The following is a 20,196-nucleotide window of genomic DNA, read 5'->3' on the forward strand; positions in this document are numbered from 1 at the left end:
ATGTTTTTGCGTGTTGGTTATTAATATATTTGTTAAGACTATTAATTCTTATGCCTTTTGAAAAATAAATTGGGTTTTATGCTTTTATTACTTTTGCTTTTGGCTTGCCAACCTAGCAAAAAACCGGCTATATCCTTTTATTATTGGAAAACCATTTTTGAATTAACGCCAAAAGAACAAGCAGTATTGGCTCAAAACAACGTCCAAAAACTCTATGTGCGTTATTTTGATCTTACTCTAAATGTGGCTGCTCATCAAGTTTATCCCACAAGTCCGATTCATTTTAAAACGCCTATTCGGCAATTTACAGTAGTTCCTGTGGTGTACATCAAGAACCAGATTTTTTTAGATTCAACAATTGCTGTAAAAGAGATTGCGCATAAAACAGCAGATTTAATCACAAGAATTAATGCTGCTAATGGGATAGCTTGTCAAGAGATTCAGCTGGATTGCGATTGGACATTGAGCACGAAAGAACGCTACTTGGAGTTTGTTGAGGTTTTTAAAAGAATTTCAAAAAAAAGAATTTCAGCAACCATCCGATTGCATCAAGTAAAATATTTCAAAAAAACCAAAATCCCTAATGTAGATTCGGGGGTTTTGATGTATTACAACATGGGAAAAATCGCTCCTGATTCGCTCAATTCTATTTATGACCAAAAAATTGCCGAAAAGTATTTAGAGAGTTTAAAGAAATATCCGCTGCGACTCAATTTTGCATTGCCTATTTATTCTTGGTTTATTCATATTCAAAACCAAAAAGTAGTAGGGGTGCGAACTAAAATTAGCGTAGCTGATCTAGTAAAGGATAAAAATTTTAAACAAGAAGATGTAAAACATTTTAGGGTAATACAATCTAACTACAAGAATGGCGTTTTTTATCAAGAAAATGATGTCTTGAAATTAGAAGTGATTGCTGCTTCGGATTTGTTAGAAATGGCCTCAGATTTACAAGAAAACACTAAAAAATCTCCTAACGAAATACTATTTTACGATTTAGACCAATTCAATTTTAATAACTATGAAAAATCAATTTTTGAGCAAGTTATTGCTGTTTTTTAGCACCATTTTTCTATTTGTGTATGGTATAATTTACGCTTGTGGTGGTGGTTGGGATTTTAATGATTTTTCATTTGATTCTAATTTTACTCCCGAAACCTTTGTCGATGCTTCTTACGAACCACTTTTTTTATCTGGGGATGTTTTTTATTCCATTGGCTTTGAAGATAATTATAACACGAGATTCAACACATCGATCAGAACCGATTGGGAAACGTATCTAAAAGGGAAAGCCGATTCGGCCACGGTGCATTACTTTTTGTTTGACAGTAGTGCAGTAGCGGTTCAAGACATTTATGCTTTTTATAAAACCAAAAAAAGTACTAAAAACGTGGAGATATGGGATTCCAAATTAAAGTTAAAAGACACAAAAATTAAAAACTTTATCGATTTCTTGTATCTAGCAAAACAAATAGAAACCGTTTCCGTAAACACTGATTATTGGAGCTATGATCCCGTTCCGGTAAAAACGTTTAAAAAAGAAGAGACAGTCAAAACCATCGAAGCTAATTATAAAAACACTAAAAATGCTTTTCTAAAAAACAGGTATTGGTTTCAAACCATGAAGGCTTATTTTTATAGTGATAATCGCAAAGAAGCTTTTGATTTTTTTCAAAAAACAGAAGCAACTGTTCCTAAAAATGAATTGTATTATCGCGCTTTGTCTTATTTGGCTGGATTTTATTACAAAGAAAAAGAGTATGCCAAGTCTAATTATCTTTATGCGATAGTTTTTGATAAATGCCCTGAAATGCGAATCGTTTCGGCTTACAATTTTCATCCTCAAGAGGAGAATGATTGGAACGCTTCCTTGGCTATGGCCAAAGATAATCAGGAGAAAGCAGCGCTTTGGGCGATTCAAGGGTATTACAAAGACGAGGTTCGTGCTGTGGAGAAAATTTTTGAATTAGATCCAAAATCTGCCCATTTGGATTATCTCTTGACGCGTTTGATTAACGAAACAGAACGTAATATGAATCATTCTTTTTCTAAAACAGTAGAAAGTAATGATGTAAAAAAACAAACCGTTTCTGAAAACAAATCCGATAATAAAAAGAAGATTGATGCTGAAGTTTTAGGATTAGTGACCAAAATCGCTGGTGCTGGAACCACGGTTCAACCCTATTTGTGGGATATGGCTTTGGGGTACTTGTATACTTTAACAGAAGATTTCTCTAAGGCAGAGGCTTTTTATACGAAAGTGGAACAAAAAATGCCTGCCAAAAAACTAGCCCATTATCAGTTGCGTTTGCTTCGTTTTGTAAATAATTTGAGCAAAATAGAAAAGTTAACGGCTCAAAACGAAAAGACGATTATTAAAGATTTGAATTGGTTGTATCACGAACTGCCTAAAGAAAAAGGAATTCCAGAATTCAGATTTTGGAATGCTACCAAATGGAGTAAAAAATATTTGGCTTCACTTTATAATGCTAGCGGCAACAGAGTGATGGCTGAATTGTTTGATTATACCAATGATTATTGGAGTTGGAGTACGGGGAATTCATTTTATGACTCAAGTTCGAATTTGCTAGCTATGAAAAACTTTTTGACAAAAACAAATAAGACTGATTTAGAGCAAGTAGGGGAAAGTGTTTATGGTGTGAAATTGGCTGAAATAAATAATTTTCAGGCAGTCAAAGCTACTTTCAAAAATGATATTCCCGCAGCTATTGAGTTCATGAAGCAATCTGATTCGCTTCAAAATATCGTTTTTTATGGAAATCCTTTTAATGGTTGGATCAAAGATTGTCACGATTGTGATCATGTGGCCTATCAAAAAAGAAAATATTCACAATTAGATTTTCTGACCACTATCAAAACGATGCAAGATAAGATTTTGGCTAAAGAAGAGGTGTATACCAATAGTTTGTTGTTAGGAAATGCCTTTTATAACATCACTCATTTTGGGAATGCCAGAATGTTTTATGAGTCTCAAATTGCAGGATATGGTTCTACTCCCTATAGTTTTAGAGCGCCAATCAAAAAAATGATTACGGATTGTAGCTTAGCCAAAATGTATTATCAAAAAGCGTTTGAGGCAGCAAAAAATAAAGAACAAAAAGCCAAATGCTTATACATGATGGCCAAATGTGAGCGAAATGAATACTACAACAAGAAGTATAGCGCGATTGCAAATGTTTGGGAGATTCCAGAGGAAAAAGTAAATTTTATTGCATTTGAGGGCTTCGTAAAATTGAAAACAAATTATTCGGATACTAAATACTATCAAGAGGTCATTGGAGAATGCGGATATTTCAGAACGTATGTCAATCAATAGTTGGTATATTTGCGGCTTTAAAAGTGAGAAAAATGAATAAAATTGAACACATAGGAATTGCGGTCAAAGATTTGCAAGCATCCAATTTACTTTTTGAAAAATTATTCGGAGTTCCCGCTTACAAAGAAGAAGAAGTGGTTTCTGAAGGAGTGAAAACGGCTTTTTTTCAAAATGGCCCTAATAAAATAGAATTATTAGAAGCTACTAATCCAGAAAGTCCCATTGCTAAATTTATTGAAAAGAAGGGAGAAGGCATTCATCATATTGCCTTTGATGTAACCGATATTGTTGCAGAAATAGCGAGATTGGAAAAAGAAGGATTTGTGGTTTTAAATCCAACACCAAAGAAAGGTGCCGACAATAAATTAGTCGCGTTTTTGCATCCTAAAAGTACAAATGGCGTTTTAATAGAATTATGCCAAGAAATTAAATGATTTTTTTATTTTTTTTGAGGACTTCATTATCAGTAGATTCCGTTTTTTGATTTTATAAATGGGGATAAAATTTAAAATCCACGACCAAAATATTTGGTCTAAACCAAAAAAAATAGTAATATTGCAAACTCTTAACCGGTCCTATAGCTCAGCTGGTTAGAGCACCTGACTCATAATCAGGTGGTCCCTGGTTCGAGCCCAGGTGGGACCACATTTTGAATCAAGCCTCTGCTGTAGTTTACAGTAGGGGCTTTTTTTCATAAAAAAACATAAATAATATTTTTTTATACAACAAAATAGTAGTTATTTTGCGCAACAATTTCCAAACTAATAGTTTACTTGAAAAGTACATATAGAAAATCATCTTATATTTTGGCTCTCTTACTTGTTTTGTGTAATGGAGGTATTTTTTTTGGTCAGCCAGCGTCTGTTCCTACTCCTTCTGGAGGAGGTATGCCGCCGCCGCCGCCGAGCTTGCCTGTTGACGATTTTATAGTTTCAATGCTGATACTGTCGATTTTTTATGGTTTGTACACCATTAATGATAAAATAAAAACAAAAACTCCAAGATAGCTTGGAGTTTTTGTTTTTATTGAGGATAATGTTTTTTAATGTAGCGAATGCAAACGTGTTACGTACTTGCCAATAACGTCAAATTCTAAATTGACAACGGTGCCAATTTCGAAATTGTGAAAATTAGTATGTTTATAGGTGTACGGAATGATGGCGACACTAAATTTGTTTTTTTCTGAATTCACTACAGTTAGGCTTACTCCGTTTACTGTTATTGATCCTTTTTCGATTGTGATGTTGTTTAAAGTAGTGTCGTATTCAAAAGTGTAGCACCAGCTGCCGTTGGTTTCGTAGGCTTCGATACAAGTTGCTACTTGGTCAACGTGTCCTTGTACAATGTGTCCGTCTAAGCGATCGCCTAGCTTCATGGCTCTTTCTAAATTAACTTCATCATTGATTTTCCATGACGAAATATTGGTTTTTAGAACGGTTTCGTGTATTGCTGTGACTGTGTATTCATTGTTTTGTATGGCTACTACTGTTAGGCAAATGCCATTGTGGGCAATGCTTTGGTCGATTTTAAGTGCTGAAGTTATGCTCGATGCAAGGGTAAGGTGCAGGTTGTTTTGTTCTTTTTTTATTTCTTGGACAATGCCAAGGGTTTCGATAATTCCTGTAAACATTCTTATTTTATTTTACTAAATTTGCACTTCAAAATTAGCAATAAAAAACGGGAGCTCATGAATAAAAGTGCAGAAAATATAATAGTTGGAATTTCAATTGGAGATCTGAACGGTATTGGAAGCGAAGTGGTCTTAAAAACTTTTGAAGATTCAAGAATGTTAGAGTTTTGTACGCCTGTGATTTTTGCGAATGTAAGAATTGTATCCTTTTTGAAAAAAAGTTTTGAATCTACTTCAAGTATTCAAGGAATTGATAAATTAGATCAGATAGTTTTAGGTAAGATTAATGTTTATAACCTATGGCGCGAAGGAGTTGATTTGAATTTAGGTGCCAATGATGATAAAGTAGGCGAGTATGCTGTAAAGTCTTTTGTAGCGGCGACCAAAGCACTCAAAGAAGGGATTGTAGATGTGCTTGTAACGGCGCCTATTAATAAATATAATATACAGTCGGAGGACTTTAAGTTTCCAGGACATACCGATTATTTGGCTCAGGAATTAGAGGGAGATGCCTTGATGTTGATGGTGAATGATAGTTTGAGAGTGGGATTGCTTACGGATCATGTGCCGATAAATGAGGTGGCAAAACACTTGACCGAAGCCTTGATTGTAAAAAAAATAGAGACTATTAAGCAATCGCTGATTAAAGATTTTAGTATAAATACGCCCAAAATTGCAGTTCTTGGTTTGAATCCGCATTGTGGTGATGGAGGTGTTATTGGTTCTGAGGATGAAACCCTGCTTAAGCCTACTATAAAAAAGTTATTTGATAAAGGAACCATGGTTTTTGGTCCGTTTTCAGCGGATAGTTTTTTTGGGAGCAATCAATATGAAAAATATGATGCGATTATTGCGGCCTATCATGATCAAGGATTGATTCCGTTCAAGACGTTGTCTTTTGGACGTGGCGTGAATTATACTGCTGGACTTGATAAAATCCGAACTTCACCAGATCATGGAACAGCGTATGATATAGCTGGAAAAAATCAGGCGGATTTTACATCGTTTAAAGAGGCGGTTTATTTGGCTTTAGATATCTATAAATCAAGAATACAACATCAAGAGGTGGTTTTAAATCCTTTGAAAACAAAAGAAAAATAGTTATAAACAAAAAAAGGTAAATAACATTATTAGATTTATAATAATTTTATATCTTTGCACCCCGATTCAGGTAATTACTTAATTGGGAAAATTATTGATGCCATGAACAAGAGAAAAGAATTCGTAATTCCATTTGTGGGATTGAAACTGGGAAAACATCAATTTGAATACCAAATCAATCAAGCGTTCTTTGAGATCTTTGACTTTAATGAATTTGAAAAATCAAACATCAAAGTAAAGGTGGTTTTAGAAAAAAAAGCCAATTTATTAGAGTTAGATTTTAAACACAAAGGCACCATTGAGGTAGCCTGTGATTTAACTGGAGAAGAGTTTGATTTGCCAGTTAAAGGCAAGATTAAGCTTATTGTACGTTTTGGAGAAACGTTTAACAATGATAATGAGGAATTATTAATTCTTCCATTCGGGGAATTTGAAATTGATATTGCACAATATATTTATGAAATGATTGTGTTGTCAGTTCCTTTAAGACGAGTACATCCAGGAGTAAAAGAAGGTACTTTACAATCAGAAGCTTTAGAAAAGCTAAGTGAATTGTCGGTGAAAAAAGAAGTGAAAGAAAAGAACAACAAGAATACAGAACAACAGAATAAAGACAATATTGACCCAAGATGGGACAAATTAAAGCAACTATTAACGGATAAATAATATAGTAAAATGGCACATCCTAAAAGAAAAATCTCGAAAACAAGAAGAGATAAGAGAAGAACACATTACAAAGCAACTGTAGCTCAAATCGCTACTTGTCCTATTACAGGAGAAGCACATTTATACCACAGAGCTTACTGGCACGAAGGTAAAATGTATTACAGAGGGCAAGTTGTTATAGATAAGTCTGTAGCTGTTGCTTAATATGTTTTAAAAAAAGAAATGATAGAACTCTCACTTTGTGGGAGTTTTTTTTATTGTTTATAATTTTTGTAAATAAGAAATTTCAAAACAATAGGTTTAGAATAAATTTTGTAATTTTCGGGTCTTTTAAATAAAAAAATCAAATAGTGATATTTGGATGAAATAGTCTATATAATGAATACAATTACCGCAGCAATTACCGCAGTAGGAGGGTATGTTCCTGACTTTGTACTTTCCAATAAAGTGTTGGAAACTATGGTGGATACTAACGATGAATGGATCACTACTCGTACAGGAATTAAAGAAAGAAGAATATTAAAAGAAGAAGGAAAAGGAACTTCTTTCTTGGCTGTAAAAGCCGCTCAAGATTTAATAACAAAAGCCAATATTGATCCGCTCGAAATTGATATGATCATAATGGCCACAGCAACACCTGATATGCCAGTGGCGTCTACAGGAGTATATGTAGCTACAGAAATTGGAGCCACTAACGCTTTTGCATACGATTTACAAGCCGCTTGCTCTAGCTTTTTGTATGGAATGTCTACCGCAGCAGCCTACATTCAATCTGGTAGGTATAAAAAAGTTTTATTAATAGGTGCTGATAAAATGTCTTCGATAATCGACTATACCGACAGAGCCACATGTATTATTTTTGGTGATGGTGCTGGCGCGGTTTTATTCGAGCCCAATTATGAAGGATATGGTTTGAAAGATGAATATTTAAGAAGCGACGGCGTGGGTCGTGATTTCTTGAAAATTCCAGCAGGGGGTTCAATTCTTAGAACTTCTGCTCAAACGGTAGAAGAAAACATGCACAATATCATTCAAGACGGAAAAACGGTGTTTAAATATGCTGTAACTAACATGGCTGATGCAAGTGATTTGATCTTGCAAAGAAATAATTTGACGAATGAAAATGTAGATTGGTTGGTACCTCACCAAGCCAACAGAAGAATTATTGATGCTACAGCCAACAGAATGAATCTTGAAGAAGAAAAAGTATTGGTAAATATTGAACGCTACGGAAATACCACATCGGCTACTTTACCTTTAGTGCTTCATGATTTTGAAAAGAAACTAAAAAAAGGAGATAATATTATATTTGCTGCTTTCGGAGGAGGATTTACGTGGGGATCTATTTATTTAAAATGGGCCTACGACACAAAATAAATTAAAACTAAAACAAAACAATTATGGATTTAAAAGAAATTCAAAACCTAATCAAATTTGTAGCAAATTCTGGAGTTGCTGAAGTTAAATTAGAAATGGATGATGTAAAAATCACGATTAGAACTACACTTGAAGGTAACGTAACTGAAACTACTTATGTGCAACAGTTACCTACTCAAGGAGCGCTTCAGTCAGCACAAGCAGTTATACCACAGGCTGTTACAGTAGCTGTTCCAGTAGAAGCACCAGCTCCATCAGAAGAGTCGAAATATGTTATCATTAAGTCTCCTATTATTGGAACGTTCTACAGAAAACCATCACCAGACAAACCCGTTTTTGCTGAGGTAGGAAGTACTATTGCCAAAGGAGATGTGCTTTGTGTTATCGAAGCGATGAAACTTTTCAATGAAATTGAATCTGAAATTTCTGGAAAAATAGTAAAAATCTTAGTAGACGATATGTCTCCTGTAGAGTTTGACCAACCTTTATTCCTAGTTGATCCATCATAATTTTTAAAAATTCCAATAGACAAATCACAAAATCCAAGGAATTGGAATTTGAAGATTGGAATTTGTAATTTTAAAAAAAAGAAGATGTTTAAAAAAATATTAATAGCAAATAGAGGCGAAATTGCTCTTAGGGTTATTAGAACGTGTAAAGAAATGGGCATTAAAACAGTAGCGGTTTACTCTACTGCTGATGCGGATAGTTTACATGTTAAGTTTGCTGATGAAGCCGTTTGTATCGGACCAGCTCCAAGTAACTTATCGTATTTGAAAATGCCAAATATAATTGCAGCTGCCGAAATTACCAACGCAGATGCCATTCACCCTGGTTACGGTTTTCTTTCTGAAAACGCTAAGTTTTCTAAAATATGTCAAGAACACGGTATTAAATTTATTGGTGCTGCACCAGAAATGATTGATCGTATGGGAGATAAAGCTTCTGCAAAAGCGACTATGATCGAAGCAGGAGTACCTTGTGTACCAGGTTCTGTTGGAATTCTTGAATCGTATGAGCAAGCGGCAGAATTAGCGGACCAATTCGGATACCCTGTAATGTTGAAAGCAACAGCCGGTGGTGGTGGAAAAGGAATGCGTGCGGTTTGGAAGCAAGAAGATCTATTGAAAGCTTGGGAAGGCGCTCGTCAAGAATCAGCCGCTGCTTTCGGAAATGACGGGATGTACTTAGAGAAATTAATCGAAGAACCTCGTCATATCGAAATTCAAGTAGTGGGAGATGCTTACGGTAAAGCGTGTCACCTTTCTGAAAGAGATTGTTCTGTACAACGTCGTCACCAAAAATTGACAGAAGAAACACCTTCTCCATTTATGACCGACGAATTGAGAGAAAAAATGGGAGATGCAGCTGTTAAAGCAGCAGAATACATTAAATATGAAGGTGCTGGTACGGTAGAGTTTTTAGTAGACAAGCACCGTAATTTCTACTTTATGGAGATGAATACTCGTATCCAAGTAGAACACCCAATTACAGAACAAGTAGTGGATTACGACTTAATCCGCGAACAAATCTTAGTAGCGGCAGGCGTGCCAATTTCTGGAAAAAACTATTATCCAAATTTACACGCGATTGAATGTCGTATCAATGCGGAAGATCCATTTAATGATTTCCGTCCTTCTCCAGGGAAAATTACAACCTTACATATGCCAGGCGGACACGGCGTGCGTTTAGATACACACGTGTATTCTGGATATACTATTCCACCAAATTACGATTCGATGATTGCAAAGTTGATTACTACGGCACAAACTCGTGAAGAAGCGATTAGCAAAATGCGTAGAGCTTTGGATGAATTCGTAATTGAAGGAATCAAAACTACCATTCCTTTCCACAGACAGTTAATGGATGATCCTCGTTATATCGCAGGAGATTACACTACTGCATTTATGGATGCTTTTAAAATGAATGATCCAGAATAGCCAAAGGCGAACTATTTTAAAAAAAGCGATTGTACTTATTACAGTCGCTTTTTTTAGTTTAGATCTTCGGGTAGGCTAGTAACAATTGCTTTGGGGTACTACCAAAATGTTTTTTGAAGGTAGTTATAAAATGAGAAACACTTTTGTAACCAAGATATCCTGAAACCTCGCTGATTGTTTTTTTATCTAAAGGCAATTTGCGCGCTCGTTGCATTCTCAATTGGGTGATAAAGGAATGAATGGTGCTATTATAGCGTTGTTTGAATCCTTTTTTTAGTTTGCATTCATTCAATAATACCGCTCTTGACAATTGTTTGATGGAGGGATTTTGAAGATAATTTTTTTCCAAAATAATTTAGCATCACTTAGTTTTTCTATTTCTTCATTATGTTGTGAAGACCAACTTTCTTTTCACTTTCGCAAATTTGAGTCGTCAAAAACAGGGCTTTAAGTTTAGATAGTAAATAATAATGGACTAAAGCTCCTTCGTGTGAATTGGTTACTATTTCTTCTAAAATGGAGATCATTTCATAATTAACGTGGATTTTATAAGTACCTAATTCAACAGGCCTGTTTTGTATTACTTCATTGTAAAAAGGATGACTTTTTGCCCAGTGTTCATTTTTTAATAACCCAAGATAGAATTTTTTGGATAAGAGTATTCTAGTGTAATGTAGTTTTTCGTCATGGCTTGACATTTGCATTTCTGCATCGTAATGCTTGAGATATCCTAATTTAGTACTTGTTTATAAATGAAAAAGGAGTCTGAGGTTAAATTCAGACTCCTTTTTTTGGTATTTAAAAAGTATTATACTCCCAATTTCTTGGCAACATCAGCAGAAAGAGCTGTTTTGTTTACCATAAAAGCCGTTGTTTTATATTTCACGTAATTTTTAGTCACATATAAAAAACCTTTGTAATCATTGGTGGCTCCCCAAGAATTTTTTACGATATAATATTCTTTACCAGTTTGATCTTTTGCAAGTCCAACAATATGCATGGCATGATCGTCAGTAGTTTGATAATTATCAAAGGCTTTTTGACGTAATTCTGGAGTGATTTCTAGCTCAGGTTTTGGACCATTAAAAAGGTTTTCTTTTTCTTCATTGCTCATTTCGTCCATTTTTTTGGTAGGAACGAAAGCAATGCCATTTTTCCAGCTAAAGCTTTTCTCACTAACATCAGAAGCCCAAGCTACTGTGTATCCGTTTTTCAAAGCATGATCGATGATGTCTGTCATTTCGTCCATTTTTACGTTGTATACTTGATCAAAAGACCAGTTGTCTGGAACCATCAACATGGTTTTGGTATAGTAAGGTGCGTCTGTAAAAGAGGAAATTTCAATATATTCATCTGGATTTATTCCTACCGCTTCTTTGGCGAAGGATTGAGGAGTGTAATTTTTGCCTTTGTAGTTAAAGTTTTTAGGAGCTTCCCCTAGATACGAGTCAATTACTGCGGTATATGCTTTTTCCCAATTTGGAGTCAATTCTCCGTTTGGATTTTTTACTACTGCTGCTAAAACACCTTCTATGATGGCTGCCATTTCAGCAAACTTATTTTTGGTAGTTCCATAGTTTAAACCAGTATAAACTTCTTGAGGTACCGCACCATATTTTCGGTACATATTGATTACGTCATGACAGGCGCCGCCATCGCCAAGTGCTACAGCTCCGTGCATGCGTACATAATTTTTTCCTTTTTCGATGTAGGCATTACGAGCCGAGAATATTTGAGCCAACTCTACGGGTTGTTTGCCTAAACGAATCATTTCAGATTCTAAGTACGAATTGGTAGAATAACTCCAACATGTTCCTGAAGAACCTTGGTTTTTTACCGAGGTAGTCGCTAAGTTGATGACATCTTTGAATTTGAAACTCTCTTTGCTTTTCTCGCTAGCATTTATTTTTAATGAATTGACTAGACCGTCTTGTGCGGTAACCGTATTTATGCTCAATGAAACAGCTGAGGCTACCAATAAATTTTTAATTGAAAATAGGGACATTTTTTCTGTTAATTTTAAATTTAGAATGAGATTAAATGATGTTTCGTTACTCAAAATAAAGAAGCAACGATTTTAATTTATAAGGTTTCTTTCAACCATTTATAGAATTCTTTTTGCCAAACTTGGGCATTTTGTGGTTTCAACACCCAGTGGTTTTCTTCCGGGAAGTATAAAAAGCGGCTTTTGACACCTCTTAATTGTGCCGCCTGAAAGGCTTCTTGTGATTGCCCAATTGGCACTCTAAAATCAGTTCCTCCTTGTATAATTAATATTGGAGTATTCCATTTGTCTACTAAAGTAATTGGGTTAAAAGTAGTGTATGATTTTTGCGCCACTTTATTGTCTTTTTCCCAATATGCACCTCCAAAATCCCAGTTGTTAAAGAAGACTTCTTCGGTGGTGCCAAACATACTCTGCGTATTGAAAACACCATCGTGAGCTATAAAAGTCTTGAAACGATTGTTGTGAATTCCAGCCAAATAAAACACAGAATAGCCACCGTAGCTAGCGCCTACACATCCCAAACGTGATTTGTCTACATACGATTCTTTGGCAACATCATCAATGGCTGATAAATAATCGTCCATCACTTGTCCGCCCCAGTCACCTGATATTTTTTCGTTCCATTCTTGTCCGTGGCCGTACATTCCTCTACGGTTTGGAGCTACTACTACATAGCCTTGTGCTGCCATCAAAGAGAAATTCCAACGGAAGGAATAACTTTGTGTTAAAGGAGATTGTGGTCCACCTTGGCAGTATAAAAATGTCGGGTATTTTTTAGTTGCATCGAAATTCGGAGGTAAAATCACCCAAACCAACATTTTTTTACCATCGGTTGTGGTAACATAGCGGCGTTCGGTTTTACTTAACGCTAAAGTTTTGTAAGTTGCTGTATTCACATTAGACAATTGTTTCCAAGTGTTTTTCTTTAGATTATAAGAAAAAATTTCAGCAGCGTGATTCATATCGGTTCTCGTTACCAAAACTTGGTTGCCGGAAAAGCCAATAATATCACTTACGTCGAAATCACCTTTGGTAATTTGGCGTACTGTTACCGCTATTCTAGTCATTCCCGGGAAGTTTACCACAAATAATTGCTTGGTACCGTCTACTGCAGCTACAAAATAGACGTTCTTTCCTTCTAGACTCCACATAAATTGGTCTACACTTCCGTCCCAATTGGCGGTAAGGTTCATTTTGATGCCTTTGAAATCTACAATGATGTCGTTTTTGTCGGCTTCATAACCATCACGTTTCATTTGCAACCAAGTCAAGTGACCCGCTGGCGAGAATTGAGGCGCCGTGTCGTACCCTAAATTGCCTTCAGTTCGGTTGATGGTTTTACCAGATTCGAGTTGGTACTCATAAATATCTGTATTCGTAGAAATGGCATATTGAGTGCCTGCTTTTTTCTTGCATACATACAAAATGCTTTTGCTGTCTGGTGACCAAATATAATCTTCGTCTCCACCAAAAGGTTTTTGTGGGCTATCGAAATTTTCTCCTTTTAGGATATCGATTCCTGTGGCGTTTTCTTTATTTTCTTTGTAAAAAACGTGGTTGAATTTACCTTCATTCCAAGTGTCCCAGTGGCGGTAATCTAGACCGTTGTAGATTTGGACATTCGATTTTTCCAGTTCGGGATAGAAATCTTTTCCGTGTACTTTGTCGATTTTTACTTCTTCGTTATAGACAAGATATTTTCCGTCGGGCGAGCTGTTTTTGTCGTTTAGCAGCCCTTTGGTGTCTTTAATTTCGATGGCATTGCCGCCTTCGATGGGAAGCGAATACAACTTAGAGCTGGATTTGTTTTCAGCCACAGAGGGTGTGCTAACTTTATAAATGACGTTTTTTCCGTCTTTTGAAAGGCCTAGAGGTGTTATGCGACCTAGTTTCCAGAGCAGCTCGGGAGTCAGTGTGTTTTGAGCCATTGTTGTCAAACTCATCATGGATAGGGTTAATAAAAGAATCTTTTTCATTGTTTTCAATTTTAAAAACGTAAAAATAATCATTTAAATCGACTTGTTTTGGATTGCTGAGCGTTCGCTTTAAAAAAGAAGGTAGATATGAATGACACTAATCGAAGTACATATAATATTAATAGATTCGTGAAAATGTAACTATTCAGGTATTTTTTTGGACATTAATTGCCTCCAACTTTAGTTGGAGGGGTGAATTTTTTCAAAAGCAAATATCTTGTGGTGCACTTAGTTTTAGCCCAGATGGGAACGGCATCCTTTTCTATTTTTCTTTAAAATAGAAAAGATACAGTGGACAGCTGGAAATAGCTCCTAAAAAATAGTATTTTTATAAAAATTTTCGAAAGATGCATTTGAGTTATTGGGAAATAAAAAATTGGTTTACCGACGTAGATTACACGATTGTCGGCAGTGGCATTGTTGGTTTGCATGCCGCGTTGCGATTGAGAGAGCGATTTCCTACCGCTAAAATCTTGGTGTTAGAGAAAGGAATGTTGCCACAAGGTGCCAGTACCAAAAACGCTGGATTTGCTTGTTTTGGAAGTCTTTCGGAGATTGTCGAAGATTTGAAAACGCATTCCGAAGAGGAGGTAATTGCTTTGGTGCAAAAGCGTTGGTCGGGTTTGCAATTGTTGCGCAAACGGATTCCTGATGCGGTTTTGGATTACAAACCTTTTGGCGGCTATGAATTGTTTTTGGAAGACGAAGAGAGTTTGTACACTGAGTGTGTCAACAAAATGCCTTTTGTCAATGAAATTTTGAATCCCATTTTTAGAGGTGGAGTTTTTACGAAAGAAGTGGATCGTTTTGGATTTAAAGGGATAAAAGAATACCTGATTTTTAATCCTTTTGAAGGACAAATTGATACCGGAAATATGATGCAAGAATTGTTGCGTCAAGCTGTAGCGGCCAATATTTTGATTCTGAACCAGCAAACAGTTACGGGGTTTGAGGATAAGGGTTCAGGTGTTGAAGTAGCTTTGGGGGATTTTAGTTTTACGACCCAAAAGTTATTGTTTGCAACCAACGGTTTTGCTGCTGAACTCACGCAAGGACAAGTGAAACCTGCGCGTGCTCAGGTGCTGATTACAGAACCTATTCCGAATTTGGACATTAAAGGAACTTTTCATTTGGATCGCGGTTATTATTATTTTAGAAATATTGGTGACCGAATTTTATTAGGCGGTGGACGAAACTTAGCTTTTGAAGAAGAAACCACCACCGAAATGGGGCAAACCGAAATTATTCAAAAAAAATTGGAACAGTTGTTAAAAGAAGTAATTTTGCCGAATCAAGAATTTGAAATTGCACACAGTTGGAGCGGTATTATGGGCATAGGCGCAAGCAAGAATCCGATAGTAACCAACCTGTCCCAAAATGTATATTGTGGCGTCCGAATGGGCGGAATGGGTGTGGCAATTGGCAGTTTAATAGGAACCGAATTAGCAGATTTAGTATAATGGCAACCAAAATTACCCCAAAAAAGACAACTTCAAAAAAACCGGTGAAGAAACAAGAATCTAGTTTTGGAAGTACAATAAAACGCTTTCTTTTCAAAGCAATGCTTTGGTTTTTTGGGCTTTCTATCTTTAGTGTGGTAGTGTTTAAATTCGTTCCCGTTCCATTCACGCCGCTTATGGTGATTCGTTATTTTGAAAATGTTGCTGACGGAAAAGAGAATCATTTTAGTCACGATTGGGAACCCATCGAAAATATTTCTATGAATTTGCAAAAAGCCGTAATCGCTAGCGAAGACGGTACCTTTTTGACCCACAATGGTTTTGATTTTTTGGCGATGCAAAAAGCCTATAAAAGCAACGAAAGAGGACGAAAAATAAAAGGAGGAAGCACCATTTCGCAGCAAACCGCCAAAAATGTCTTTTTGTGGCAAGGTAGAAGTTACTTGCGCAAGGGATTAGAAGCTTATTTTACCGTACTAATCGAAATGATTTGGGGTAAAAAACGCATTATGGAAGTCTATTTGAACAGTATCGAAATGGGCGATGGCGTGTATGGCGCCCATGCTGCGACCCAATATTGGTACCGAAAAGACGCCTCGAGTTTGACCAAAATGCAAGCCGCAGGAATTGCTGCTATTTTACCTAACCCGCGCAAATACAAAGCGACAAGTTCGTCTTCTTACATCAACAATCGAAAAGCCAAAATTGTGCGTGTGATGAATCATGTAGGGACTATAAACTACAAATGAGACAGTTAAAACTCTTGTTTTTACTGCTGTTTGGGATGCCTTTTTTGGGTTTTGCCCAAACTTTCGATAGCAAGCAAGTGGGAGTAGAACTCGATAATGATTTGTATGCTTCTTTAAAAAATGACCGCTATTACACCAACGGGATTACCCTGTTTTATGCGTATTTAAATCAAAAACAATCCTCAACTTTATTAAAAAAGACTACGGAATTCCGATTAGGGCAATACATCTACACTCCCAGAACCCGATTGGCCAACGCCATTAAAGACAACGATCGCCCTTTTGCTGGGTATTTGTTTGGAGAGGTCAATCAAACCTTTTTTATGGCCAACCATGCCGTTTATCAAGGAACGGTGCAAATAGGTTTTGTAGGCCCCAACTCCTATGCCGAAGAAATGCAAAACGGATTGCACGATGCCTTTTCGTTGCGCCATGTGCAAGGTTGGCAAAACCAAATCAAAAATACCTTCGCGCTGCAGACTCAATTTCGCTTTTCCCAAAAGCTTTTTCCAAAAGTGACCACCCCTAATTTTGATGTTCATTTTCAAGGGCAAGCGACTTTAGGAACTGTGCAAACTGGTCTTAATTCTGGTTTTTTTGCTAGAATAGGTTTGAAAAATTTGCAACCCATAGCTCATTCTAATTTTTATAGTGGCGGCGTATTAGGTACTTCCAAAACAGAGGAATTGTATTTTTTTATCCACCCTAGTTTGCAGTACCAAGCCTATGACGCAACGGTTCAAGGCGGCTTTTTTGGGACACAAAGCCCCGTAGAATTAGACCTAATTCGTTGGCGCTGGCACACTGCCGTGGGCATCAAGTATCGCTACAACCATTTCAATTGTCAGTATACTTTTTTTTACCGCTCCAAAGAGGTCAACCATCCGGTAAACATCCCCTATTATTATGGGGCGATTGGGCTTACTTACAGCTTTAGGTAATTGATAAGGAGCATAACGTTTCCTTTTCATCACAACGCCTCGTCCTGCTCTCCGCTATATCTTTGCTTTTTGAAAAAAAAAGCAAAGGATGCCGCTGCGATCAGGGCTCATAAAGGACTTTTTGTTTTTTAGAAGAGCTATTTTTTTTTAAAAAAAAAGTAGGAGTTAAATAAATACTTAATCTCTACTGTGAAGCTGGCATCAAAAACAAAAAAACATCCCGCAAAGGATGTTTTTTATTTGTAAAAAATGACTTGTAAAAGTGGGCTTACTCTTGCAACAGTATTTGTGACAACAATAATAAAATACCAATAAACAATATCGATCCCGTTACAGTAATGATAATGTTAGATATTTTTTTTGAGTAAAACTCAAAGTAGCCTTTAATACCAAATACCACAAAGATACTAAAGGCCAAAAAAATTAAAATTTCCAAAAACAAATTTAATCCTAAGAACGTAGTTTGCGCTTCAAAAAAAGAACCATTCCCGAAGGAAATAGTTTCAAAACTGCTAACAAGAACAAATGCGATTATTAGCGCAAGTATAAACCATTTGAGTTGTGCCATTAAACGAATACTTATCATTTATTTTTCTTTACTTGGCAAATTTGACTATAATTTTAGTGCCATACAATACCCACTTTTAGTGATATTTGCGTTTTTTTTGTTAAAATTTGATTTTTTTAATTGTCATTAAATTCATAGCCATTTTGGATTGCCTTGAAAAGCAATTCGCAGTTAATACAGTTTATAGTATATTTGTGCAAATTAAAAAATGATGTCCGAAAAAATAACTCCCTATAAAGATTCGCAACTTAGCAAAAAAGAACAAGTTGCTACTATGTTCAATACCATTTCAGGAAATTATGATAATTTAAATCGAGTAATTTCTTTTGGTATCGATATAAAATGGCGCAAAAAAGTATTGGATTTGGTTGCCAAATCGAATCCTAAAACCATACTTGACATTGCTACAGGTACAGGTGATTTGGCTATTTTAATGGCGCAAACCCCTGAAAGTAAAATTATTGGATTGGATATCTCTGAAGGAATGTTGGCTGTTGGTGTTGAAAAAATTGCCGCAAAACAATTGTCTGATCGTATTGAAATGCTCTTAGGTGATTCAGAAAACATGCCTTTTGAAGACAACTATTTTGATGCCATAACCGTAGCTTTTGGCGTTCGAAATTTTGAAAATTTAGAAAAAGGATTGGCTGAAATTTTACGAGTGTTAAAACCCGGTGGAACTTTTGTGATTTTGGAAACCTCTGTTCCAGAAAAAACACCGTTCAAGCAAGGGTATCATTTTTACAGTAAAAATATCTTGCCGCTCATTGGTAAATTGTTTTCTAAAGACAATACAGCGTATGGTTATCTCTCTGAATCCTCTGCTGCTTTTCCTTATGGCGAAAGACTAAACAATATTTTGCGAAAAACGGGGTTTATAGAGGTAAAAGATATGCCGCAAACTTTAGGTGTGGCAACAATCTATTATGCTACCAAAAAATAATTAGACACCCGCTGTTTCCCTATGAAGAAAATAACTGTATTCCTTTTTTTGATGTCTTTTGCTCTTGCCTCCGCTCAGTGGAATAAACGCCTCTTTAGCAAAGACCCCATCATCAATTTAGAAAATTTTCAAAAGCAAAAATTGCATTTTGGATTTTATATGGGTTTTAATGCCTATGATTTCAAAATGGACTACAAGAATAATTTACCAGATGTTTTGGTAAAAAGAAGTACAGGTTTTAATGTTGGCTTAGTTTCTGACTTGCGTTTACATGAATACATTAATTTGCGCTTCGAACCGGGATTGTATTACACCAAGCGTGATTTGTATTATCCAAGTGATTATTTTCAGTTTACGCCCACGGCATCTGATCAATTACGTGAGGTGAATAGCACGTATATTCATTTTCCGTTGTTGGTTAAATTTTCGTCTTTACGAACAGGCAATGTTAGACCGTATTTGCTTGGTGGAGGCTCGTTAACTTTAAATTTATCTAGTAATGCCAAGTCAATTGATGATAATGCAGAAGGTAAGTTTAGGGTAAAAGCATGGACCCCCAACTATGAACTGGGTTTTGGGATTGATATTTTTTCAGAATATTTTATCTTTTCACCCTCCATTCGAGGCGTTTTTGGAATCAGTGACGAGTTAATTAGAGATAAAGATCCTAATAGTCCTTGGACCAATAACATCGAATCCATTAAGAGTAGAGCCGTTTTTATCAACTTTACGTTTCATTAAGAAGTACAGCCTCGCTTAAATTCGCTCAAAACAATGGCAGTGGCAGTGGCTACATTTAAACTTTCGGTTTGTTGTAAATCGCCAAATCTAGGGATTGTAATGCGTTGTGTTACTAGGGCTTCAATTTCTGCAGAAATTCCATTCGCTTCGTTACCTAAAACAATAATGCCTTCGGTAGGAAGTGTTGAAGTATAAAGATTGTCACCTTCCATAAAGGTTCCAAAAACTGGCAGTGAAGTGGTCTTGAAATAGTCCGTTAGATTTAAATAATTTACGACTACGCGGGCTATAGATCCCATAGTTGCTTGTACTACTTTTGGGTTGTATAAATCGACAGTTTCTGTGGAGCAGACTACTTGGGTAATGCCAAACCAGTCACAAAGTCTCAAAATGGTTCCCATGTTTCCAGGATCACGAATCGTGTCTAAAGCGACAATGAGTCCTGTATTGATGACTGCTTTTTCTTTTGGGATTTTAAATACAGCCAAGCAGGTATTAGGAGTGGTTAAAGCGCTGATTTTTTTTAGTTCACTTTCAGTAATTAGGCTTTTTTTAGAAGGTAAAACAGTTTCAAAATGATCCACTGTAACATACAAATGCTCTAATTCAAAATTAGAATGCAATAATTCTTGAATCCCTTTTACGCCTTCGGCAATAAATAATTGATGGGCGTTTCTAAACTTTTTTTGATGCAAACTTGAGATAAGTTTTATTTGGTTTTTACTAACCATAAAAAAATGTACTTTTGAATTAAATTTA

The 20,196-nt window shown here is 36.0% G+C and carries 22 protein-coding genes and 1 tRNA gene; 16 read left to right on the forward strand and 7 right to left on the reverse strand.

Annotated features, from left to right (window positions below; translation table 11 throughout):
* Positions 1 to 78 precede the first annotated feature (78 nt).
* From BXU11_RS02900 to BXU11_RS02920, 5 genes are all read left to right on the forward strand, one after another.
* Positions 79 to 1,062 (forward strand): hypothetical protein, encoded by a 984-nt coding sequence (locus BXU11_RS02900; protein WP_078212038.1) that lies wholly within the window; start codon positions 79 to 81, stop codon positions 1,060 to 1,062.
* Positions 1,022 to 3,337, forward strand: coding sequence for a hypothetical protein (locus BXU11_RS02905; protein WP_078210949.1), 2,316 nt, complete (start codon positions 1,022 to 1,024; stop codon positions 3,335 to 3,337). The genes BXU11_RS02900 and BXU11_RS02905 overlap by 41 nt, the downstream gene beginning before the upstream one ends.
* A 32-nt stretch (positions 3,338 to 3,369) precedes the next feature.
* Complete coding sequence (gene mce / locus BXU11_RS02910; RefSeq protein ID WP_078210950.1) at positions 3,370 to 3,771, forward strand: methylmalonyl-CoA epimerase; 402 nt, start codon at positions 3,370 to 3,372, stop codon at positions 3,769 to 3,771.
* Positions 3,772 to 3,908: 137 nt separating this feature from the next.
* A tRNA-Ile gene (locus tag BXU11_RS02915) sits at positions 3,909 to 3,982 on the forward strand.
* Positions 3,983 to 4,110: 128 nt separating this feature from the next.
* The gene (locus tag BXU11_RS02920) at positions 4,111 to 4,344 is read left to right on the forward strand and encodes a hypothetical protein (RefSeq protein ID WP_024980295.1); all 234 of its coding nucleotides are present in this window, start codon (positions 4,111 to 4,113) and stop codon (positions 4,342 to 4,344) included.
* 35 nt (positions 4,345 to 4,379) lie between these two features.
* Here the strand turns inward: BXU11_RS02920 and BXU11_RS02925 are convergent, their stop codons facing one another.
* Positions 4,380 to 4,967 carry a riboflavin synthase gene (locus BXU11_RS02925; RefSeq protein WP_078210951.1) on the reverse strand — a complete coding sequence of 196 codons (588 nt, stop codon included), beginning with the start codon at positions 4,965 to 4,967 and terminating at the stop codon, positions 4,380 to 4,382.
* A 57-nt stretch (positions 4,968 to 5,024) separates the two neighbouring features.
* Here BXU11_RS02925 and pdxA point away from each other — a divergent pair, with 57 nt between their 5' ends.
* The 6 genes from pdxA (at position 5,025) to accC (ending at position 10,051) form a co-directional block, all read left to right on the forward strand.
* Complete coding sequence (gene pdxA, locus BXU11_RS02930) at positions 5,025 to 6,068, forward strand: 4-hydroxythreonine-4-phosphate dehydrogenase PdxA (RefSeq protein ID WP_035717323.1); 1,044 nt, start codon at positions 5,025 to 5,027, stop codon at positions 6,066 to 6,068.
* Between the two features lie 102 nt (positions 6,069 to 6,170).
* Complete coding sequence (locus BXU11_RS02935; RefSeq protein ID WP_078212040.1) at positions 6,171 to 6,734, forward strand: DUF177 domain-containing protein; 564 nt, start codon at positions 6,171 to 6,173, stop codon at positions 6,732 to 6,734.
* 9 nt (positions 6,735 to 6,743) lie between these two features.
* Positions 6,744 to 6,938 carry a 50S ribosomal protein L32 gene (rpmF, locus tag BXU11_RS02940; protein WP_007137315.1) on the forward strand — a complete coding sequence of 65 codons (195 nt, stop codon included), beginning with the start codon at positions 6,744 to 6,746 and terminating at the stop codon, positions 6,936 to 6,938.
* A 174-nt stretch (positions 6,939 to 7,112) separates the two neighbouring features.
* Positions 7,113 to 8,111: a beta-ketoacyl-ACP synthase III gene (locus BXU11_RS02945; protein WP_024980298.1), complete on the forward strand. Its 999-nt coding sequence runs from the start codon at positions 7,113 to 7,115 to the stop codon at positions 8,109 to 8,111.
* Between the two features lie 23 nt (positions 8,112 to 8,134).
* Positions 8,135 to 8,620: an acetyl-CoA carboxylase biotin carboxyl carrier protein gene (gene accB / locus BXU11_RS02950; protein ID WP_078210952.1), complete on the forward strand. Its 486-nt coding sequence runs from the start codon at positions 8,135 to 8,137 to the stop codon at positions 8,618 to 8,620.
* Positions 8,621 to 8,704: 84 nt separating this feature from the next.
* Complete coding sequence (gene accC, locus BXU11_RS02955; protein WP_078210953.1) at positions 8,705 to 10,051, forward strand: acetyl-CoA carboxylase biotin carboxylase subunit; 1,347 nt, start codon at positions 8,705 to 8,707, stop codon at positions 10,049 to 10,051.
* A 58-nt stretch (positions 10,052 to 10,109) separates the two neighbouring features.
* On the opposite strand, the gene BXU11_RS02960 is transcribed toward accC, so the two are convergent.
* The 4 genes from BXU11_RS02960 to BXU11_RS02975 form a co-directional block, all read right to left on the reverse strand.
* Entirely contained in the window at positions 10,110 to 10,400 is a 291-nt protein-coding gene (locus BXU11_RS02960; protein ID WP_189318496.1) for an AraC family transcriptional regulator, read from the reverse strand.
* A 25-nt stretch (positions 10,401 to 10,425) separates the two neighbouring features.
* Positions 10,426 to 10,755, reverse strand: a complete 330-nt coding sequence (locus tag BXU11_RS02965; protein WP_024980301.1) for a hypothetical protein — start codon at positions 10,753 to 10,755, stop codon at positions 10,426 to 10,428.
* 104 nt (positions 10,756 to 10,859) lie between these two features.
* Positions 10,860 to 12,056 (reverse strand): aminopeptidase C, encoded by a 1,197-nt coding sequence (locus BXU11_RS02970; protein WP_078210955.1) that lies wholly within the window; start codon positions 12,054 to 12,056, stop codon positions 10,860 to 10,862.
* A 77-nt stretch (positions 12,057 to 12,133) separates the two neighbouring features.
* Positions 12,134 to 14,035, reverse strand: coding sequence for a S9 family peptidase (locus BXU11_RS02975; RefSeq protein ID WP_078210956.1), 1,902 nt, complete (start codon positions 14,033 to 14,035; stop codon positions 12,134 to 12,136).
* Positions 14,036 to 14,382: 347 nt separating this feature from the next.
* Between BXU11_RS02975 and BXU11_RS02980 the strand changes: the two genes are divergently transcribed.
* Genes BXU11_RS02980 through BXU11_RS02990 form a run of 3 tightly spaced genes read left to right on the forward strand, consistent with a single transcriptional unit; the run spans position 14,383 to position 17,185 of the window.
* Positions 14,383 to 15,495, forward strand: coding sequence for an FAD-binding oxidoreductase (locus BXU11_RS02980; protein WP_078210957.1), 1,113 nt, complete (start codon positions 14,383 to 14,385; stop codon positions 15,493 to 15,495).
* Complete coding sequence (gene mtgA / locus BXU11_RS02985; protein WP_078210958.1) at positions 15,495 to 16,244, forward strand: monofunctional biosynthetic peptidoglycan transglycosylase; 750 nt, start codon at positions 15,495 to 15,497, stop codon at positions 16,242 to 16,244. Before BXU11_RS02980 ends, mtgA begins: the two co-directional genes overlap by 1 nt.
* Complete coding sequence (locus BXU11_RS02990) at positions 16,241 to 17,185, forward strand: lipid A deacylase LpxR family protein (protein ID WP_078210959.1); 945 nt, start codon at positions 16,241 to 16,243, stop codon at positions 17,183 to 17,185. Before mtgA ends, BXU11_RS02990 begins: the two co-directional genes overlap by 4 nt.
* Positions 17,186 to 17,453: 268 nt before the next feature.
* Here BXU11_RS02990 and BXU11_RS02995 read toward each other — a convergent pair whose 3' ends face one another.
* The gene (locus BXU11_RS02995) at positions 17,454 to 17,771 is read right to left on the reverse strand and encodes a hypothetical protein (protein ID WP_223253659.1); all 318 of its coding nucleotides are present in this window, start codon (positions 17,769 to 17,771) and stop codon (positions 17,454 to 17,456) included.
* A 193-nt stretch (positions 17,772 to 17,964) separates the two neighbouring features.
* Here BXU11_RS02995 and ubiE point away from each other — a divergent pair, with 193 nt between their 5' ends.
* Together ubiE and BXU11_RS03005 are read left to right on the forward strand one after the other, a co-directional pair.
* The gene (gene ubiE / locus BXU11_RS03000) at positions 17,965 to 18,696 is read left to right on the forward strand and encodes a bifunctional demethylmenaquinone methyltransferase/2-methoxy-6-polyprenyl-1,4-benzoquinol methylase UbiE (protein ID WP_078210960.1); all 732 of its coding nucleotides are present in this window, start codon (positions 17,965 to 17,967) and stop codon (positions 18,694 to 18,696) included.
* A gap of 21 nt (positions 18,697 to 18,717) precedes the next feature.
* Positions 18,718 to 19,437: a porin family protein gene (locus tag BXU11_RS03005; RefSeq protein WP_078210961.1), complete on the forward strand. Its 720-nt coding sequence runs from the start codon at positions 18,718 to 18,720 to the stop codon at positions 19,435 to 19,437.
* On the opposite strand, the gene BXU11_RS03010 is transcribed toward BXU11_RS03005, so the two are convergent.
* Positions 19,434 to 20,168 (reverse strand): RNA methyltransferase, encoded by a 735-nt coding sequence (locus tag BXU11_RS03010; protein ID WP_078210962.1) that lies wholly within the window; start codon positions 20,166 to 20,168, stop codon positions 19,434 to 19,436. The genes BXU11_RS03005 and BXU11_RS03010 overlap by 4 nt on opposite strands.
* Between the last annotated feature and the right edge of the window lie 28 nt (positions 20,169 to 20,196).

It is taken from the genome of Flavobacterium sp. LM5 (genome assembly GCF_002017945.1).
Taxonomy (GTDB): domain Bacteria; phylum Bacteroidota; class Bacteroidia; order Flavobacteriales; family Flavobacteriaceae; genus Flavobacterium; species Flavobacterium succinicans.

Bases quoted from the DNA above. Each gene is read 5' to 3' on its own strand.
- BXU11_RS02900 (WP_078212038.1), top strand. From the start codon at position 79: ATGCTTTTATTACTTTTGCTTTTGGCTTGCCAACCTAGCAAAAAACCG.
- BXU11_RS02905 (WP_078210949.1), top strand. From the start codon at position 1,022: ATGAAAAATCAATTTTTGAGCAAGTTATTGCTGTTTTTTAGCACCATT.
- mce (WP_078210950.1), top strand. From the start codon at position 3,370: ATGAATAAAATTGAACACATAGGAATTGCGGTCAAAGATTTGCAAGCA.
- BXU11_RS02925 (WP_078210951.1), bottom strand. From the start codon at position 4,967: ATGTTTACAGGAATTATCGAAACCCTTGGCATTGTCCAAGAAATAAAA.
- pdxA (WP_035717323.1), top strand. From the start codon at position 5,025: ATGAATAAAAGTGCAGAAAATATAATAGTTGGAATTTCAATTGGAGAT.
- BXU11_RS02935 (WP_078212040.1), top strand. From the start codon at position 6,171: ATGAACAAGAGAAAAGAATTCGTAATTCCATTTGTGGGATTGAAACTG.
- rpmF (WP_007137315.1), top strand. From the start codon at position 6,744: ATGGCACATCCTAAAAGAAAAATCTCGAAAACAAGAAGAGATAAGAGA.
- BXU11_RS02945 (WP_024980298.1), top strand. From the start codon at position 7,113: ATGAATACAATTACCGCAGCAATTACCGCAGTAGGAGGGTATGTTCCT.
- accB (WP_078210952.1), top strand. From the start codon at position 8,135: ATGGATTTAAAAGAAATTCAAAACCTAATCAAATTTGTAGCAAATTCT.
- accC (WP_078210953.1), top strand. From the start codon at position 8,705: ATGTTTAAAAAAATATTAATAGCAAATAGAGGCGAAATTGCTCTTAGG.
- BXU11_RS02965 (WP_024980301.1), bottom strand. From the start codon at position 10,755: ATGCAAATGTCAAGCCATGACGAAAAACTACATTACACTAGAATACTC.
- BXU11_RS02970 (WP_078210955.1), bottom strand. From the start codon at position 12,056: ATGTCCCTATTTTCAATTAAAAATTTATTGGTAGCCTCAGCTGTTTCA.
- BXU11_RS02975 (WP_078210956.1), bottom strand. From the start codon at position 14,035: ATGAAAAAGATTCTTTTATTAACCCTATCCATGATGAGTTTGACAACA.
- BXU11_RS02980 (WP_078210957.1), top strand. From the start codon at position 14,383: ATGCATTTGAGTTATTGGGAAATAAAAAATTGGTTTACCGACGTAGAT.
- mtgA (WP_078210958.1), top strand. From the start codon at position 15,495: ATGGCAACCAAAATTACCCCAAAAAAGACAACTTCAAAAAAACCGGTG.
- BXU11_RS02990 (WP_078210959.1), top strand. From the start codon at position 16,241: ATGAGACAGTTAAAACTCTTGTTTTTACTGCTGTTTGGGATGCCTTTT.
- BXU11_RS02995 (WP_223253659.1), bottom strand. From the start codon at position 17,771: ATGATAAGTATTCGTTTAATGGCACAACTCAAATGGTTTATACTTGCG.
- ubiE (WP_078210960.1), top strand. From the start codon at position 17,965: ATGTCCGAAAAAATAACTCCCTATAAAGATTCGCAACTTAGCAAAAAA.
- BXU11_RS03005 (WP_078210961.1), top strand. From the start codon at position 18,718: ATGAAGAAAATAACTGTATTCCTTTTTTTGATGTCTTTTGCTCTTGCC.
- BXU11_RS03010 (WP_078210962.1), bottom strand. From the start codon at position 20,168: ATGGTTAGTAAAAACCAAATAAAACTTATCTCAAGTTTGCATCAAAAA.